Consider the following 16559-nt stretch of genomic DNA (forward strand, 5'->3'; position numbering starts at 1 on the left):
ATTAGAGTTTATTGAACCACTTATAGTCTCACCGACAGTTAGTAAATTCGCTTGCTCTTTGACATTATTTGGTTCAATTTCAGTTGATACTGAATTATTTTGTGTTGCTATTGTAAAGTTAACCGTTGTTGTCGTAATGGCACCGTCATTGTCTGTTATAGCTATTTGTAATTCTCCATTCCCGTCATCAGTAATATCAGGGGTTGTGATGTTAACTGTTGCTGTATTAGTATTTGTTAAAATTAAGGTATCGCCTGATATCTGTGTCCACGCATAACTTGCAATACTACCATCGCTATCACTAGCGGTTACTGTTACTGTATAGCTAGCTTGCTCATCAAATGCTAGATCACTTAATGCTGAAACTGTTGGTGCTACGTTAGAAATAGGTGGATTTGTACCTCCATCTGCACTTTTCCCCCCTCCACAAGAGATAATAAACATAGCAAGAGTGAATGATAGTAATATGCGTATAGCTAGAGTGATATGCTTGAATGCTTCCATGAAAATAAAATTCCGTTTCTAATTTGTTACTACAGTGTTGTTTCTAGTATCTCTGATTAATTATGTCATTACAATTTTATGGGAGCAGATAACGCTCATAAATTAATTAGCTAGTTAGAGGGGAGGATTATAACAAAGTAACAAGAGCTGTATTAATAGCTATGGGTTCTCGTATAGTTATATTGCTAACTTATGTCGACTACTAACACCAAGGTTATCTAGAGTTTGGACTTACTTTACGCCCACTTGTGGTTCAAAGTTAGCATCAAATAATGAAACGCCAACGCCAGCTTAGAGTAGACCATCGGTTTACTAACTTTTTAAGGCCCGTCCCTCGCTCATAACAGCCTGTCAACTGAATTTTAAATAGCGTTAGAATAGATATGAGCCACACCAGCTAAGGAACTTGGCGGATTTAAGCAAAGCGACGGGGTTTATTTTTAGTATATTGTTTTTAAACTTTGACCTAGCACCTAGCCTTATTCAACCTCATTACTCAGTGGTTGGTTATTAGCAAACTCGATCGCGTTATTAATGGTGGTTTGGGCTATTTCAGTCAATGCTTCTTTGGTGAAAAAGCCTTGGTGACCTGTCACTAATACATTGGGAAAGCTCACTAGGCGTGAAAATATATCGTCTTGCATGATTTCGTCGCGGCGGTCTTTAAAAAAGAGCTCAGACTCTTGCTCGTAAACATCGAGGCCTAAGTAACCTAGTTTTTTACTTTTGAGTGCATTGATACAGGCTTTACTGTTGACCAGCGCGCCGCGTGAAGTGTTGATAAGCATTACACCTGGCTTCATTTTATTAAAGGCGTGCTCATCAATTAAATGGTGTGTTTGCTCATTGAGTGGGCAGTGTAGTGAAATCACGTCACTTTGGCTTAGTAATGTATCAAGGTCGCAAAGGGTATAATCACCTTGCTCGGCGAAGGGGTCGCATACTAAAACGTTGGCGCCAAAGCCGTTAAGAATGTTGACCAGTGCTTTACCTATTTTACCGCAGCCTATAATACCGATGGTTTTTTTAAACAGGTTAAAACCTAATAAACCGTTTAAATCGAAGTTGTCTTCACGAATACGATTATATGCTTTATGGGTTTTACGATTTAACGTAAGCATAAGTGCGATGCAGTGCTCTGCAACCGCTTCAGGGCTGTATGCGGGCACACGGCACACTTTTATTCCATGTTGCTTTGCTGCTGCTAAATCTACATTATTAAACCCAGCACAACGAAGCAGTATGCATTTTACCCCATGTTCAGCTAACTGTTTTATTACTGCATCGTTGACCACATCGTTAACAAACACACAGACTGCATCAAACCCTTTGCATAAAACAGCACTTTGCTCTGTTAGTGATTGCTCAATATACGAAAGGGTAATACTGGGTTGATTTTCTAAGCAGGCATCAAAAAATGGTTGCTCATATTTTTGCGAACTGAAAAGCGCTATCGTTGTTTGCTTCATCAAGGGTACTCTCTATTACCATTTTTAAGGTTTCGGGCTTAGTGCGCGGTGCATAGCGCACAGATAACTGACCCTGAGAGTTTATTAGAAACTTTGTAAAATTCCATTTTATTGCGCGATTTTGTGCAATGCCTCGGGTCTGTGTTTTAAGGTAATTAAATAAAGGGTGGGTGTCTGGGCCATTTACCATCACTTTACTAAACACAGGGAAACTAACATTGAATTGCTCTTGATAAAAGCGCTTTATATTTGCATTTTCTATTGGCTCATTGTGGTCAAATTGATTACATGGAAATGCTAATATAGTGAAGCCACGGTGTTTGTATTGCTGATATAGTTTTTCGAGCGCAGCTATCTGTACTGAAAAGCTGCACTTGCTGGCTGTGTTAACTATTAATATAGTTTTGCCTTTTAACTGGCTTAAGGCAAAGTCTTCGCCGTTAGCAAGAGGAACGGTGAATTGATAAATGCTATCCATAGTGTACCTGCTGTGAGCTATCCTTGAAGAAATTTAATGAAGTCTTTTTCATTCGCTTTTTTACTGTTCGGTTGAGATAATCAAATTATCTTTTTAAGTTACCACTGAAATAGGACAGTTTTATGTCAATGAATGTTTCGTTTATCGGTTTAGGTGTAATGGGTTACCCAATGGCAGGTCACCTAGTAAATGCAGGTCACACGGTGACGGTATATAACCGTACAACAGCAAAAGCGCAGCAATGGGCAGAGCAATTCAATGGTGAAGTCGCGCTGACTCCGGCTCTTGCAGCGCAAGGTGCTGATATTGTATTTTTGTGTGTAGGAAACGATAACGACTTACGCTCAGTAGTGTATGGCGAAGACGGTGTACTTGCAGGTATGGCTGCGGGCACTATTTTAGTTGATCACACGACGACCTCTGCTGAAGTTGCCCGTGAAGTATCAGCAAAAGCCGCGCTTCAAAATGTGGCATTTATTGATGCTCCGGTATCAGGTGGTCAAGCTGGCGCTGAGAACGGAGTGTTAACGGTTATGGCCGGTGGTGATGAAGCCGTATTTGCTAAAGTACAACCAATAATGGCTGCCTTTAGCCGTTTTAGCCAATTACTGGGTGAAGTCGGCTCTGGTCAACTATGCAAAATGGTAAACCAAATATGTATTGCTGGTGTTGTGCAAGGTTTGGCTGAAGGACTGCATTTTGCCAAGCAAGCAGGGCTTGATGGTGAAAAAGTAATAGAGACTATCGCAAAAGGTGCGGCAGGTTCTTGGCAAATGGAAAACCGCCATAAAACAATGTTAGCGGGTGAGTATGAATTTGGTTTTGCTGTTGACTGGATGCGTAAAGACTTAGGCATTGCCCTCGATGAAGCAAAAAATAATGGTGCAACCTTACCTATGACCGCAACGGTTGATCAATATTACGCAGATGTGCAAGCCTTAGGTGGCGGCCGTTATGACACTTCAAGCTTATTAGCACGTATTGAAGCGCTACATAAAAAATAGATTATCGGATAACACATCTACCTCCAGTAAGTGATAAGCGGGTAGATGTGTTTTGTTATCCCTTAAATCTTCGCTTACGTAATTACTGACCCAAACATTGTTTGGGTTTTTTTATGAAAATTAATTTTTCTTAAGTTTTATTTAAGTTTGGCTCGTTAGATTTTACCCATAGTCTAAAAAGAGCGAACACTATGCAATCACTTCAAGTTACTAACTTGCCAGTTACGAGCACACATGATTATGTGTGTGCAAATGCAAACATGCCATTTCGTGTGCAATTAGAGCAAGTCGTTAAAGCGAGTTTTGCCAAAGCTTACGGGGCTAATATTAAGCAGTTTATGCCGATATTATGCCAATTAAGTATTGCCGCCGATTCTTGTACGCTGGGACTTAGAGCTGCTACTCAATCACTTTTTATCGAGCAATACATACCAGAGCCGATTGAATACTTTGTTGATGTACCACGAGAAGATATTTACGAGCTTGGTAATTTATGTTCAACCAACCGCAAAGCAACCCTCGCTCATTTTGTACTAATGAATGAAGCACTTTATCAAATTGGCGCAAAACGCTTGGTATTTTGTGCTACTGCAAAGGTTAGAGCATTATTAAAAATACTCTCAGTTAATTGCACTGAAATTGCATTAGCCAATAGTCAGGCTCTTGATAACCCAGCCGATTGGGGTACTTATTATGAAAATAAACCAACACTGTGCGTGGTTGATTTAGTGGCTGCTCATGAGTGCGTAATAAATACACCTCATTTGTTTAATATTAAACAGCACTACCATCAAGCGAGTTGCCAATTAGCATCGCAATTGGAGGCATAATGGGGTTTTTATCGAAACTACCACACGCAGCGCTTGATACTGTGATTGTTGATCATCATGACCAACAAATGCAGCCGATCAGTAAACAGATGCTGATGCAAGCAGTGGCCGAGTTAATTATCGACTTTAAAGCGCTTGATATGTCAGTAGTGGCGTTTGTAATGGACAATACGCCTGCTTGGTTAATTGTTGACTTTGCATTAATTGAGTTACAACAAGTAAGCATTCCACTGCCGACCTTTTTTAGCCCACAACAGCTAACTAATAGCGTGAATAAAAGCGGCGTTTCGCATTTTATCAGCGACACCCATTGTGAACTTGACGGATTAGAATGTATTGCGACTCTAAATGTGTTAAGTCGTTACCCGCTTTATATCTATAAAGTAAGCGCTTCGAGCCCTACAAAGTTTTTTACAGATACCCAAAAAGTGACGTTTACTTCAGGCTCTACCGGTGAGCCAAAGGGAGTGTGTTTATCTTTACAAAGTCAATTACAAGTGGCGACTTCATTGCATAAAAAAATAGCGATAAAACAGCCAAAACATCTGTGTTTATTACCTTTGCCAGTATTACTTGAAAACATTGCAGGGGTTTTTGCACCGTTATTAGCCGCAGGTGAAGTGCATGTTATGACACTACCAGAATTAGGCTTTTCTGGGACAAAATTAAATGATGCCAGTCAACTGATCAATGCCATTGATAGTGTGCAACCGAATACGCTTATTTTGGTGCCAGAATTATTGACCTGTTTAGTATGGTTTGCCAAACAGGGATGGACAGTACCAAAGAGCCTGAAATTTATTGCCGTTGGTGGCGCTGTACTCAGCAGTGAATTGATCACTGAAGCGCGTAGTTTAGGGTTACCAGTTTATCAAGGTTATGGCTTATCTGAAGCTTCATCAGTGGTGAGCTTAAACACGCCAAATGATGATGACATAGAGTGTGCAGGGCGGGTGTTAAATCACTTGCAAAGCAAACTGGTAGACGGGCAGCTATTTATTAAAGGACCCTTATTTTTAGGCTATTTAGGTCAACAACCCCATGATCAAACGAGTTGGTATGCAACCGGTGATTTGGTTGATCAACAACAAGGTCGGTTAACTATTAAGGGGCGTTTAAAAAACCAAATTATTACTAGTTTTGGGCGCAACATCAGCGCTGAGTGGCCTGAATCTTTGCTACTCAGTAACAGTGAAGTACAACAAGCTGTTGTTTTCGGTGAAGGTAAAGCGCATTTAGTAGCACTTATTTATGCATCAGTAAATATGACTGATGAGGTATTAGCGGAGCATTGTAGAGGTATTAACGCACAATTACCTGAATATGCCCAAATTAAAACATTTCATCGCTTAGCTGAACCACTTACTGCAGAGCGGGGATTATTAACCAGTAATAACCGCCCTAAACGCCAAGCAATAGCAAACTATTATCATGCACAACTAACAGCACTGTACAGTGAGGCAATATTATGAGCAATTTTTTCGAGACATTAAAATCACAAACCCAAGCAGAACGCGAGTATTTACTGGCTGCACCGATCATTGCTCGAGTATTCAAGGGGCAAGTAAGCACAACTGAGTATGCTTCATTTTTAGCTCAAGCCTATCATCACGTTAAACATACGGTCCCATTAATGATGGCCGTGGGCGCGAAATTATCGACTGAACAAGAGTGGATCCGCGAGGCTGTTGCGGAATATATAGAAGAAGAAATAGGTCATCAAGAGTGGGTGCTCAATGATATTGCAGCCTGTGGTTTTGATAAACAACAAGTACGTCAAAGTGCTCCCAAATTTGCCACCGAGTTAATGGTTGCTTATGCCTACGATACAATTAATCGTGGTAATCCATTGGCATTTTTTGGCATGGTGCACGTGCTCGAAGGCACGTCAATTGCGTTAGCCGATAATGCGGCAAGTAATATAGCCAATATGACCGGATTACCTAAAAAGGCATTTAGCTATTTAACATCTCATGGAGCTTTGGATATTGAGCATGTGAAGTTTTTTGAAGATCTGATGAATAAAATAGAGTCTCCTGCAGATCAACAAGCGATTGTGCATGCCGCTAAATGTTTTTATAAGTTATATGGCAATATTTTTCGTGAATTAGATACAGATCCACAGTTTGCAAGTAGCGACTTGGAGCAAACTGCATGAACCGTCCACTTTGCGTGTTAACAGGTGCAACAGGCGGAATTGGTCAAGCTGTGGCATTAAAGTTGATTCAGCATGGCTGGCGTTTACTGTTAGTGGGTCGTCAACAAGCACAGCTTGAGGCATTACAGGTTAAGTGTGGCCAAGACTGTGAGATATTTATTGGCGATTTAACATCAGCACAGACTCGCCAAAATTTACTCGAACATGCTAAATCACTCGGCGGTGCAGCAATGCTTATAAATAGCGCTGGCATTAATGTGATGCAAGGTTTTAGTGAAATGACTGAGCAGCAAATAGATGACTTACTGATAGTTAATTTGTCGGTGCCAATTAAGCTATGCCAACTATTTCTGCCACAAATTTTAGCTAAAAAAGGCTCAATTGTTAATGTGGGATCATCGTTTGGCAGTATTGGTTACCCTTATCAAACCTTATATTGCGCAAGTAAATTTGGCTTACGAGGAATGACAGAAGCGCTGGCCCGCGAACTCAGTCATTGTGATGTAAAAATATTATATTTAGCACCTAGAGCAACGGATACAACTATCAATTCAGTACAAGTACGCGCGATGAATAAAGCTTTAGGCAATAAAATGGATCCACCCGATAAAGTGGCAGATGCGCTTATTTCATTATTGAAATCCGGAAACTCACGCAGTTACATTGGCTTTCCAGAGCGCTTATTTGTCAAATTAAATGGGGCATTTCCCTCCTTAGTAGATAACGCAATTGCAAAGCAACTTCCTAAAATTAAAAGTTTTTTTGCAGATTAAATTGATAAAGGTGAATGATTATGACTAAACTACTTTATACTAGCTGCTTGTTAACAGGGATATTTTTAACCAGTGCGGCGCACGCTGATCTTGCTAGCGATTTAGCTCAGGTGCAAACCAGTTGGGCAACTGTAAATTATGAGTTAGTAGATAAAGCGCAGCTCAATGCATTTGAAAAGTTATCAGAGCAGGCCGCTGGGTTTGCAAAAACCTACGATGATAAGGCACCAAGCCATATTTGGTATGGTATTGTGCTTTCGAGTTACGCTGGCGCAAAAGGGGGCTTAGGTGCGTTAGGGTTAGCAAAAGATGCTAAATCACAGTTAGAGCAAGCCATAGAAATTGATGCTAATGCGTTATCAGGCTCTGCTTACACCAGTTTAGCGACTCTTTACAGCAAAGTACCGGGTTGGCCAATTGGATTTGGTGATGATGACAAAGCGAATGCATTATTTAACCAAGCGCTTGCTATAAACCCAGACGGCATCGATAGTAATTACTTATACGCGGCATTTTTGTATGACGAAAGAGAATACAAAAAGGCAAAAACACATTTACTAGCCGCTCAACAGGCACCGGCACGCCCTGATAGACCAAAAGCGGATTTATACCGCCAGCAAGAGATCACCCAGTTGTTGGCAAAAGTAGATAAAAAACTTAAGAGATAATATGCATTTACTACTGGTTGAAGATGATAAGTTAGTGGCTGAAGGATTATGTCGTTCACTTCGCCAACAAGGTTACAGTGTCGAGCACTGTGCTAGTATAAAATCAGCCATGCAATGGCTCGAAAATGACGAAATAGAATTACTCGTGCTTGATTTAGGACTACCTGATGGCGATGGCATTGATGTATTAAAACACGTCAAAAAGCATCGCCCTAACTTACCTGTAGTGATCTTAACGGCACGCGGTAGCATTGACGACAAAGTACAAGGGCTAGATTTAGGTGCTGATGATTATTTAGCTAAGCCATTTGATCCTGCTGAATTATTTGCCCGTTTAAGAGTCGCTAGTCGGCGCGTAACTCATGCGCAATCAAGTAAAATTACAGTGGCTAACATCGAGATGGATACTTCAGCATTCACTGTGTCAGTGGATCAGCAAGCTATTAATTTACCACGTAAAGAGTTTATGCTTCTTAAAGCACTGTTCGAAAACCAAGGTCGCGTGTTATCTAAACAACAATTAGAGAGCAAGCTCTATGAGTGGGGAGAAGAAGTGGGGTCAAATACTATTGAAGTACACATTCACCATCTTCGTAAAAAACTTCCTAAAGAGTTGATCAAAACCTTACGAGGCATCGGTTACGTGGTAGGCAAACGCTAGTGTCTATCAAACGCAGACTCACGCTGATTATTTTATCAACAGTGATTTTGACTTGTTTTTTAGCCTTTAGTAAAGGTTACCGTGAAAGCATGATGCAAGCTGAGCAGTTACTTGATAATGAATTAAAGACTATTGCTCATGTGTTAATAGACCAACCGATTCAAACTCATACACCTGTAATACGTAACGATTTAACCCAATTACTTTTTCAAGTTTGGCGTGATAAAAAATTATTAAGTGCATCGAAACCTCTCGCTCAATTCGCACAAAAACCGCAAAGTAATGGTTTTAGCGTTGAAAACTTAGCCGGGCAGCGGATGCGAGTATTCAGATTAACCGTGAACTCAAAGCAGGTATTAGTCGCAGAACCATTAAGTAAACGCTACGCATTAAGTGAGCGGATGATTTTGTCGGCAATGACGCCATTGCTTTGGAGCGTGCCGTTATTGGCGATATTAATTAGCTTATTTGTTAAGCAAGGTCTTAGCCCATTAACTCGTCTTTCAAAGCTATTAAAGACGAGGCAAGCTAATGACTTCACTGCAATTGATTGGCAAGTAAACGCGCATGAGATCAAACCGGTGATCTCACGTTTAAATGACCTGTTTAAGCGTGTAGAAAGTGCATACTTAAGAGAGCGCTTTTTTGCCTCAGATGCGGCCCATGAGCTACGTACGCCATTGAGTAGTTTAAAAATTAATGTACATAACTTACGCGCCCAAGGTAATAACAGTTTAGAGCTTGATGCAATGGCACAAGGTATCGATAAACTGAGTAATATTGTAGAACAAATGTTGATTTTAGGGCGCACTTATCCTGAGCAATGGCAGGCACAATTTAGCCCAATTTCGGTGCTTGAGATCAGCCAGCAAGTGGTTGCACAGCTATACGAACGACTTGATGCAAAACAACATATGATCAGTATTGAGGGCGATGATTATGTTATTAATGGTGACCAATTTACCTTGGCAACCTTATTTAGTAATTTATTAACTAACGCCATAAAATATACGCCCAGTGGTGGCAACATAGTGATCCGTTTAGACAATCAACAAGGTGTATGTGGTTGGCAGATTGATGACTCAGGCCCAGGCATTGATGATGCCCATAAAGCACGAATTTTTAACCGTTTTTACCGTGTTGGAGGTGATAAACACCCCTCTGGTGAGCAAGGTGCCGGATTAGGTATGGCAATAGTTGAACATATAGTAACAATTTATGGTGCAAGTATTTCTTTAGCCGACAGTGAATTAGGCGGCTTACAAGTACGAGTTGAACTTATGCAAGGAGCAGGGAGTGAGTAACTGCTTAGGGTTTATCAGCCTGCTGCTATTTAGCGTATTACCGTTTTCGTGTGTTGGTAAAGAATATAAATTAATTTTAAAAGATCACCTTTTTTATCCTGCGGAGATCATTGTACCGGCCAATACTAAACTAAAACTTTTAATTGAAAATCAAGATAGTACGCCAGAAGAGTTTGACAGCTTTGATTTAAATCGAGAGAAAGTGCTGTATCCAAATCGTCGTAGTGTGATTTATATAGGGCCACTAAGCCCCGGGCGGTATGAGTTTTTTGGTGAGTTTTCACCTAACACGGCCCGTGGCGCAGTATTAGTAGAAGGAAAAACTGATGCTGATAACTAGTTTATTGATGAGTATTAATCAGCTTTTACCAGTCGTAATTTTGCTCGTACTGTTACAGTCATTGCTAAGACTAAACTCGCGCGTGTTGATAGCAACCGCTTTTGTTGGACTGCTGTGTAGTATTATTTATGTACAAAGTTCCGCTTGGTTGAGCCAGTTATTTGATTATCGTGGTCTTGAGTTTAGTCAAATGCTGTTGTGCGTCATTGTGTATGTTGCGTCACTAATTAGTTGTAAGCAGCTGCGTTTATTCGCATTGCTTGCAATAGTTGCGGTTATGTCGTTGTATTTTAGTCACTATTTTATTTATCTGGTTGGTTTTTGGCATAACACTGACACAGCAAAAAACTTGCTCATAGGAACATCGCTGGGAATAGGGATCTGCGGTAGTTTTGGTGTGTTGCTATTATTTTTATTGCACAGTGTTAGAGCACGATTTGGTGTGTATCCGCTGATGTTATTTTTGGCTTTTAATGCCTCGGCAAAATTACTCATCGCATTAGATTTAGCCAGCCAAATTGATTTGATCAATATTACCTCTAATTATTTTGATTGGCGTGCAGTGCTAGTCGAAAACTCAGAGTTAGGTCGTGTACTTAAGGCCTTAGTTGGCTATGAAGCAACGCCAAGCAAAACTGCATTATGGTTGTATCTAGCAGCGGTTTTAGCCTTTATTGGCACCAGTATAGTATTTACTCGGCAACTTTCACAAAAGGAGCAATCATGAGGTTTATTCTCACGTGGTGCTTAACTTCACTTTTGTTTATAACATCGTTTAGTGTACGAGCCGATGGAATAGTCGTAGACAAAGTTTACCACCCTTACGTATTACCATTTGAGCGAGAATTTGAATGGCGTTTGATCTCTCATCAAACCGATAAGGGCAATATTTTAGCCCAACGAGTTGGCTTAGGTGGCTCATTTAACGATACCATGAGTTTAGAAGGTTATGCCGTTGGAGAGCGCGATGATGACGGTAACTTTGGCTTTTCAGCCTACGAACTAGAGCTGCGTTGGCAGTTGGTTGAACAAGGGCGGCTGTGGGCTGATTGGGGCGCTTTATTTGAACTTGAAATGCAAGAAGGCAAAGACAGTTATGAAGCCACAACGGGCTTTTTATGGGAAAAAGAATTTGGCCGGACTAGCCTTACCATGAATGCATTTTTAGTCTATGAATGGGGCGGTGATATTAAAAACGAATGGGAAACTGAGTTTCGCGCACAATATCGCTATCGTTTTCGCTCTGAGTTTCAGCCTGCTTTAGAGCTATACGCAGGAGAAGACTTCTTGGGTATTGGCCCTGGTTTTATTGGCCTGCATCGATTTTCAGCGAAGCGACAACTCAAGTGGGAAGTAGGGATTGTCACCGAGCTGAGCCAAGAAGGAAAAGACCACAGTTTTCGCCTTGCCTTAGAGTTTGAATTTTAAAGCAAAAAGCCGCGAAAACTCTACTCGCGGCTTTAAATTACTGCAAACTACATACTTTGCGCATAGTTATAAAGTGCTTTTAAAATAGTTAAATTTTTCTCGTTATCGTCATGTTCATGGGCGAGGTTTTCAAGGGTAATCATAAAATCTTGTGCGCTGATCGATGGTTGATCTTCACCATGCATTAGCTTGTTTTGGCAGTACTGTCGCCATTGGTCAAGTTCATCTTGGCTAAGTGATTGTGGCCAGTTGCGGGCGCGGTACTTAAACAGTAAATCATCAAATTTCTTATCTTCAAAGTCCAATTTCATACCCGCTAATTGCTCAGGGCTGGCATCACGGATAATGGCAAATTTGGCTTTATCTGCATTGCTGGTAAAACCATCATAGAGCATGTAATCGGTATTAGTGGTTTTACCGTAGTCAGGGCTGTCGTTAAATACTTCAGTGACTTTATCGCGAAGTGCAGGGTTGGCTTTTAAAATCGCAAGGTTTTTTAAACACTGCTCGCGGTCAATGCCTAAACGGGCTGCGTTTTCAGGTAATAAGGTTTTCGCAGGTGCTAAAATAGGGCATTTATTTAAATTTACTAGTTTTAAACCAACAGGCAGTTCATCTTCACCAAGTTCGCTGCGTTTTGTGTAAAGGCGAGTGCGCAATTCTTCTACCGATAAATCGAGTAATACTAGTGGGTCTTCAGTTAAATTAAAACACACCACCGCATTTTTATTAACCGGGTGAAAGCTCATTGGCGCAATCCAACTGGTGCAACCTTGCGTTGCGGGAATGCGTGATGAGGTATGCACTAGCGGCGTCATGTTAAATACATCAACAAGCTCTGCTAGTGCTTTTTTACCGCGTAAGCTAAAAAAGAAGTTATATAGTTTTGGCTGTTTTTCTTTTATTAGCTTTGCCAATGCAATAGTGGCCGTTACATCACTCAGTGCATCATGTGCCGCTGCGTGTTCAATGCCGTTCGCAACGGTTAAATGTTCTAATTTAAAGCTAGGGCTGCCGTCTTCTTTTAACGGCCACTCAATGCCTTCAGGGCGCAGTGCATAACACGCACGCACTAAATCAATAATATCCCAGCGGCTGTTATTATTTTTGTATTCACGCTCATAGGGGTCGTAAAAATTACGATAAAAGCTATAACGGCTTACTTCGTCATCAAAACGGATACTGTTATAACCGGCTACACAGGTATTGGGCACACTAAACTCAGCGTGAATTTTGGCTATAAAATCCGCTTCCACTAAGCCTTTTTGCATCGCTACTTGTGGGGTAATACCGGTGATCAAACACGCCTCAGGATGCGGCAAATAATCAGCCACCGGCTTGCAATATTCAATTAGCGGTTCACCAATAATATTTAAATCAAGATCGGTACGAATACCTGCAAACTGGCTTGGCTTATCCTTTTGTGGGCTCGCCCCCCACGTCTCGTAGTCGTGCCAATAAATAGTTGCTTGATTTTGCTCTTGATAAGCCATTTAAAAACCCTTTAAGTTAGCCTGTAACGGTTGAAATACCGCCAAGTTACTAAATTTATTAATTACTTAGATTATGGCATATGGGTAGGGCAGTTTATAGTGGCTTTACCTCAACTTTGCTTTTTCTTACTTTGGCGTTAGATTTTTCAAAACAACGATGTACTTAACTAAGTGAAAAGCTACTTTCCTAGCTCGTTTTAAAAGTAAACAGTGTTTGAGAGTGAAATTTAAGCATTTATATAAAAAAATTTGACTTGAAATAAAGCTTTTAAAAGCTAGTTTTTTAGCTTAAAGGTTTTAGTCTCTATGATTTATTAACAATTTAAATACGTATATTTAGCATAGGCTGCTCTGGGATCATCTCTTTGGGTTAGACTAAAGTCTATAAGTTAATTTTCTTCATCTATTAGGTTTGTTTTTATCGTTTGTCGCAATTGCACGAACAGCTTAAAGTTCAGTTGTCGGCAACAAAGACGACGTAACTTAATAGGAATGTAATCATGAAATTTTCACTTATCAAATCTATCGCACTAGGCTCACTTTTAACTTGTTCAGCAGCTGCTATGGCTGGTGGTAGTGACTATAAATTAATGGTTATTGAGCAAGCAACCGCTTCACAGCAACTCGAATCGTCATTTAATAGCTGTGTATCAAACGTTAAGTTAAAAAATTACGCGCAAGCAGAGGCAATTTGTACACAAGCCATTGCATTATTAAAAGAAAGCGACGGTCCAAAATTTAAAGTACGTCAGTTAACTTCTTTTGCATTAAGTAACCGTGGCGTGTCACGCATTATGGCTAAAAACGACACTGCTGGTTTGTCTGACTTATATGAAGCTGCACAAATCTCTAACAGCAAATTGGTTTCACATAACCTAACACGCGCTAAAGAAAATTTATCTTTGTAATAATTTTAAAGTAATTAAAAACCACGTCTTGTACGTGGTTTTTTGCTTTATAAGAGAACATAAATGAGCAAAGTTTAAATTGAGGGTTGCCCGATTTAAATGATTACCATCAAAACATTTGTACTGAACAATTAGAGGTTTTGTTTGAACATACATGGGAAAGTTAAGCTGTCTTGGAATAAAGATTTATTCATAATTGAAGCTTTTGGGCCATTTAATGATGAGGGGATCGAGCACTATAATGAGCTAATAAAAAAAGCGATTATTAGTCGGGTATTTGAAAGCTGGAGACGTTTAGAAATTTGGGATAATGAAGTGTTAGGTAGTCCCAGTGTGCTTGATAAATGTAAAGAGATGTATCGTTGGTACGAAGAACAAAGCTGCGAAGCGTCAGCGGTTGTTGTTTCTAACCGGATACAAGAAATTATTCTTGTGGAAAAAATAAATACGAGTGCAGAGATATTTACCACTACAGAAAAGGCTAAAAGTTGGTTAAACATGTCTTGTGAACTTAATAGTTAAGGCGAGAGCATTTTTATTGTTCTTTAGTGATGTGGTTTTGTGTACTTGTGTTTTATTAAACATATAACCAGATTAAAGCACGATTTATAACTTAAATTTATTCACCTATTAGGATTGTTTTTATCGTTTGTGGGAGTTGAGTTAATACTCTAAAGTTTAGTTGTCGGGAATAAAAACTTCATAACTAAACAGGATACCACTATGAAACATACACTGATCAAAATTATCGCACTTGGTTCTTTACTAGCTTGTTCAGCGGCGACTTTGGCTGATGGAAGTGATTACAAGTTAATGGTGCTTGAAAGCTCAACGTCAACACAGCCTTTAACAGATTCTTTTAATGGGTGTGTATTAAACGTTAAATCAAAAAATTATGAGGCTGCAGAAGCTATTTGTAGTAAAGCGATTGCACTTTTAAAACAGAGTAATGACCCTAAGCTCAAAGTACGTGAGCTTACCTCATTTGCACTGAGTAACCGTGGCGTTTCTCGTATTATGGCTAAGAAGGATACGGCTGGTATTTCAGATTTATACGAAGCGGTTCAAATTTCAAATAACACCTTGGTATCTTATAATTTAAGCCAAGCCAAATCTGCGCTCGCTTTATGATATTTCATCAGTGCTACAGTTTAACGCCACGTTGGTATAAGAAAACGTGGTTTTTTTAATTTGCTATATTGTATTCGCTTATATCCTAATGCGCGCTTAAGCATGTCAGTTTTAGTTTACTTGATTGTTAAATGCTAAGTTTGTTTTGTTTTGTTTTGCATGTTCATCCGTTGCAACAACTTGATTCCTGCCTTGAGATTTTGCAATGTACAATCGTTTATCAGCCAGATCGAGTAATCCTTTAATTGATTGAGTTTTAGAGTCTTTACAAGCTACACCAATGCTTACCGATAAATTAATTGTGTTGCCTTTAAATTTTAAGGTGTGTTCGCGGATTACGTCGCACAGCTTTTGTGCCGTATAAGATGCTTGAGACAATGACTGCTCTGGCAATACTAACGCAAACTCTTCTCCGCCAATCCTCGCTGCAATATCATAGTCATTTAGTTGACTGAGAATATGTTGCGCTATCCATTTGATTGCCATATCACCTGTACTATGACCAAACTGGTCATTAACACTTTTGAAGTGGTCAATATCTATCATTACAACAGCTAAATTTTGGTCATGCGCTTTTACATACCGACTTATTTTCTCTCCATCTAATAAAAAGCCTCTACGATTAAATAATCCTGTTAGCGTATCTCGATTGACTAAACGCTGAAGCTTAGCTTCTATATCAGCAAACAGTACAAATGGCATAACTAACGCAGTTGCCGTTGCTAAAAATAAGTGGTTTATTAAAATTACTTGTAATGGTTGATTAAAATCTAGGGCAGATGTGCTCATTAGTTGCATGCTGAGCAATAACACCTGAATGAACATAATTACACTGTGCAACACAAAAAATACGCAAAGCATCTTTTTTTGGGCTGTAGCATTTGTTTGCATTTTATATACGGTATTTGCTGCTGTTAAGAACAAGCACGCAATGATAAAGCTTGTAAGTAATTGTCCTCCATTGACATCATAAATTGGCATTAGTACGAGGGCACTGCCACCAAGCACAATTTTGAAGGAAGCAAACGAATTACTTTGCATTGAGGTCACTTGCTTTAAACCTGTAATAGCAAATAAAGGGCTGGCTATAATAAATAAATCAGCAAGGTAATGTGTGATAAATGGGTTTTCAATGACCACCCTTAAACAGGCTAGTACTTCTGCTGTAGCAAAAGCACCACATGCGAGTGCGAAATACATATAACAGGTTTGTTTTTTGTATAGGTAAACAGACAAGAAAAAACAGCTTATAAGAATGTTTAAAAATAAAGATATGCCAATTACTGTAGGTAAGTGAAGCATGTTAAGCTGCTCTATGAATATGTTTAGTTAGTTTTGTAAGTATTATGGATTAGCTTTGTTATAGCAAGTTAATACCAAATGATTAATGTAAAATACTAATATAGTCTT

The 16559-nt window shown here is 39.6% G+C and carries 19 protein-coding genes; 14 read left to right on the forward strand and 5 right to left on the reverse strand.

Annotated elements, in window-relative coordinates; translation table 11 throughout:
* The 3 genes from ACHUE3_RS03860 to ACHUE3_RS03870 form a co-directional block, all read right to left on the reverse strand.
* Positions 1–504, reverse strand: a 504-nt coding sequence (locus ACHUE3_RS03860; protein ID WP_463530594.1) for a PKD domain-containing protein, incomplete at its 3' end; no start/stop codon positions are given.
* Between the two features lie 479 nt (positions 505–983).
* A complete protein-coding gene (locus tag ACHUE3_RS03865) occupies positions 984–1973 on the reverse strand; it encodes a 2-hydroxyacid dehydrogenase (protein ID WP_394190392.1) in 990 nt (329 codons plus the stop codon).
* Positions 1930–2451: a glutathione peroxidase gene (locus ACHUE3_RS03870; RefSeq protein ID WP_394190394.1), complete on the reverse strand. Its 522-nt coding sequence runs from the start codon at positions 2449–2451 to the stop codon at positions 1930–1932. The genes ACHUE3_RS03865 and ACHUE3_RS03870 overlap by 44 nt, the downstream gene beginning before the upstream one ends.
* Positions 2452–2573: 122 nt before the next feature.
* Between ACHUE3_RS03870 and ACHUE3_RS03875 the strand changes: the two genes are divergently transcribed.
* The 11 genes from ACHUE3_RS03875 to ACHUE3_RS03925 all read left to right on the forward strand — a co-directional run bounded on the left by ACHUE3_RS03875 (position 2574) and on the right by ACHUE3_RS03925 (position 11617).
* Entirely contained in the window at positions 2574–3455 is an 882-nt protein-coding gene (locus ACHUE3_RS03875) for an NAD(P)-dependent oxidoreductase (RefSeq protein WP_394190396.1), read from the forward strand.
* 191 nt (positions 3456–3646) lie between these two features.
* Positions 3647–4285: a thermostable hemolysin gene (locus ACHUE3_RS03880; protein WP_394190398.1), complete on the forward strand. Its 639-nt coding sequence runs from the start codon at positions 3647–3649 to the stop codon at positions 4283–4285.
* Positions 4285–5757, forward strand: coding sequence for an AMP-binding protein (locus ACHUE3_RS03885; RefSeq protein ID WP_394190400.1), 1473 nt, complete (start codon positions 4285–4287; stop codon positions 5755–5757). The genes ACHUE3_RS03880 and ACHUE3_RS03885 overlap by 1 nt, the downstream gene beginning before the upstream one ends.
* The gene (locus ACHUE3_RS03890) at positions 5754–6443 is read left to right on the forward strand and encodes a TenA family transcriptional regulator (RefSeq protein WP_145233019.1); all 690 of its coding nucleotides are present in this window, start codon (positions 5754–5756) and stop codon (positions 6441–6443) included. Before ACHUE3_RS03885 ends, ACHUE3_RS03890 begins: the two co-directional genes overlap by 4 nt.
* Positions 6440–7216 carry an SDR family oxidoreductase gene (locus ACHUE3_RS03895; RefSeq protein WP_394190402.1) on the forward strand — a complete coding sequence of 259 codons (777 nt, stop codon included), beginning with the start codon at positions 6440–6442 and terminating at the stop codon, positions 7214–7216. The genes ACHUE3_RS03890 and ACHUE3_RS03895 overlap by 4 nt, the downstream gene beginning before the upstream one ends.
* A gap of 20 nt (positions 7217–7236) precedes the next feature.
* Complete coding sequence (locus tag ACHUE3_RS03900) at positions 7237–7884, forward strand: tetratricopeptide repeat protein (RefSeq protein ID WP_394190404.1); 648 nt, start codon at positions 7237–7239, stop codon at positions 7882–7884.
* 1 nt (position 7885) lies between these two features.
* On the forward strand, positions 7886–8545 hold the full coding sequence (locus ACHUE3_RS03905; RefSeq protein WP_394190406.1) for a response regulator transcription factor: 660 nt from the start codon (positions 7886–7888) through the stop codon (positions 8543–8545).
* Entirely contained in the window at positions 8545–9849 is a 1305-nt protein-coding gene (locus ACHUE3_RS03910) for an ATP-binding protein (protein ID WP_394190408.1), read from the forward strand. The genes ACHUE3_RS03905 and ACHUE3_RS03910 overlap by 1 nt, the downstream gene beginning before the upstream one ends.
* 13 nt (positions 9850–9862) lie before the next feature.
* Positions 9863–10189 carry a cupredoxin domain-containing protein gene (locus ACHUE3_RS03915; protein WP_394191635.1) on the forward strand — a complete coding sequence of 109 codons (327 nt, stop codon included), beginning with the start codon at positions 9863–9865 and terminating at the stop codon, positions 10187–10189.
* Positions 10176–10916, forward strand: a complete 741-nt coding sequence (locus tag ACHUE3_RS03920) for an iron transporter (RefSeq protein ID WP_394190410.1) — start codon at positions 10176–10178, stop codon at positions 10914–10916. Before ACHUE3_RS03915 ends, ACHUE3_RS03920 begins: the two co-directional genes overlap by 14 nt.
* The gene (locus tag ACHUE3_RS03925; RefSeq protein WP_394190412.1) at positions 10913–11617 is read left to right on the forward strand and encodes a hypothetical protein; all 705 of its coding nucleotides are present in this window, start codon (positions 10913–10915) and stop codon (positions 11615–11617) included. The genes ACHUE3_RS03920 and ACHUE3_RS03925 overlap by 4 nt, the downstream gene beginning before the upstream one ends.
* 47 nt (positions 11618–11664) lie before the next feature.
* On the opposite strand, the gene sbcB is transcribed toward ACHUE3_RS03925, so the two are convergent.
* Positions 11665–13110 carry an exodeoxyribonuclease I gene (gene sbcB, locus ACHUE3_RS03930; RefSeq protein WP_394190414.1) on the reverse strand — a complete coding sequence of 482 codons (1446 nt, stop codon included), beginning with the start codon at positions 13108–13110 and terminating at the stop codon, positions 11665–11667.
* Positions 13111–13610: 500 nt separating this feature from the next.
* Between sbcB and ACHUE3_RS03935 the strand changes: the two genes are divergently transcribed.
* The 3 genes from ACHUE3_RS03935 (at position 13611) to ACHUE3_RS03945 (ending at position 15149) form a co-directional block, all read left to right on the forward strand.
* Positions 13611–14018, forward strand: coding sequence for a hypothetical protein (locus ACHUE3_RS03935; protein WP_394190416.1), 408 nt, complete (start codon positions 13611–13613; stop codon positions 14016–14018).
* Between the two features lie 144 nt (positions 14019–14162).
* Positions 14163–14540: a hypothetical protein gene (locus ACHUE3_RS03940; RefSeq protein WP_394190418.1), complete on the forward strand. Its 378-nt coding sequence runs from the start codon at positions 14163–14165 to the stop codon at positions 14538–14540.
* A gap of 201 nt (positions 14541–14741) precedes the next feature.
* On the forward strand, positions 14742–15149 hold the full coding sequence (locus ACHUE3_RS03945; RefSeq protein WP_394190420.1) for a hypothetical protein: 408 nt from the start codon (positions 14742–14744) through the stop codon (positions 15147–15149).
* A 111-nt stretch (positions 15150–15260) separates the two neighbouring features.
* Here the strand turns inward: ACHUE3_RS03945 and ACHUE3_RS03950 are convergent, their stop codons facing one another.
* Positions 15261–16349, reverse strand: coding sequence for a GGDEF domain-containing protein (locus ACHUE3_RS03950; RefSeq protein WP_394190422.1), 1089 nt, complete (start codon positions 16347–16349; stop codon positions 15261–15263).
* Between the last annotated feature and the right edge of the window lie 210 nt (positions 16350–16559).

The organism is Pseudoalteromonas atlantica (assembly GCF_043641955.1).
Lineage (GTDB): Bacteria > Pseudomonadota > Gammaproteobacteria > Enterobacterales > Alteromonadaceae > Pseudoalteromonas > Pseudoalteromonas atlantica_A.

Bases quoted from the DNA above. Each gene is read 5' to 3' on its own strand.
- ACHUE3_RS03865 (WP_394190392.1), bottom strand. From the start codon at position 1,973: ATGAAGCAAACAACGATAGCGCTTTTCAGTTCGCAAAAATATGAGCAA.
- ACHUE3_RS03870 (WP_394190394.1), bottom strand. From the start codon at position 2,451: ATGGATAGCATTTATCAATTCACCGTTCCTCTTGCTAACGGCGAAGAC.
- ACHUE3_RS03875 (WP_394190396.1), top strand. From the start codon at position 2,574: ATGTCAATGAATGTTTCGTTTATCGGTTTAGGTGTAATGGGTTACCCA.
- ACHUE3_RS03880 (WP_394190398.1), top strand. From the start codon at position 3,647: ATGCAATCACTTCAAGTTACTAACTTGCCAGTTACGAGCACACATGAT.
- ACHUE3_RS03885 (WP_394190400.1), top strand. From the start codon at position 4,285: ATGGGGTTTTTATCGAAACTACCACACGCAGCGCTTGATACTGTGATT.
- ACHUE3_RS03890 (WP_145233019.1), top strand. From the start codon at position 5,754: ATGAGCAATTTTTTCGAGACATTAAAATCACAAACCCAAGCAGAACGC.
- ACHUE3_RS03895 (WP_394190402.1), top strand. From the start codon at position 6,440: ATGAACCGTCCACTTTGCGTGTTAACAGGTGCAACAGGCGGAATTGGT.
- ACHUE3_RS03900 (WP_394190404.1), top strand. From the start codon at position 7,237: ATGACTAAACTACTTTATACTAGCTGCTTGTTAACAGGGATATTTTTA.
- ACHUE3_RS03905 (WP_394190406.1), top strand. From the start codon at position 7,886: ATGCATTTACTACTGGTTGAAGATGATAAGTTAGTGGCTGAAGGATTA.
- ACHUE3_RS03920 (WP_394190410.1), top strand. From the start codon at position 10,176: ATGCTGATAACTAGTTTATTGATGAGTATTAATCAGCTTTTACCAGTC.
- ACHUE3_RS03925 (WP_394190412.1), top strand. From the start codon at position 10,913: ATGAGGTTTATTCTCACGTGGTGCTTAACTTCACTTTTGTTTATAACA.
- sbcB (WP_394190414.1), bottom strand. From the start codon at position 13,110: ATGGCTTATCAAGAGCAAAATCAAGCAACTATTTATTGGCACGACTAC.
- ACHUE3_RS03935 (WP_394190416.1), top strand. From the start codon at position 13,611: ATGAAATTTTCACTTATCAAATCTATCGCACTAGGCTCACTTTTAACT.
- ACHUE3_RS03945 (WP_394190420.1), top strand. From the start codon at position 14,742: ATGAAACATACACTGATCAAAATTATCGCACTTGGTTCTTTACTAGCT.
- ACHUE3_RS03950 (WP_394190422.1), bottom strand. From the start codon at position 16,349: ATGTATTTCGCACTCGCATGTGGTGCTTTTGCTACAGCAGAAGTACTA.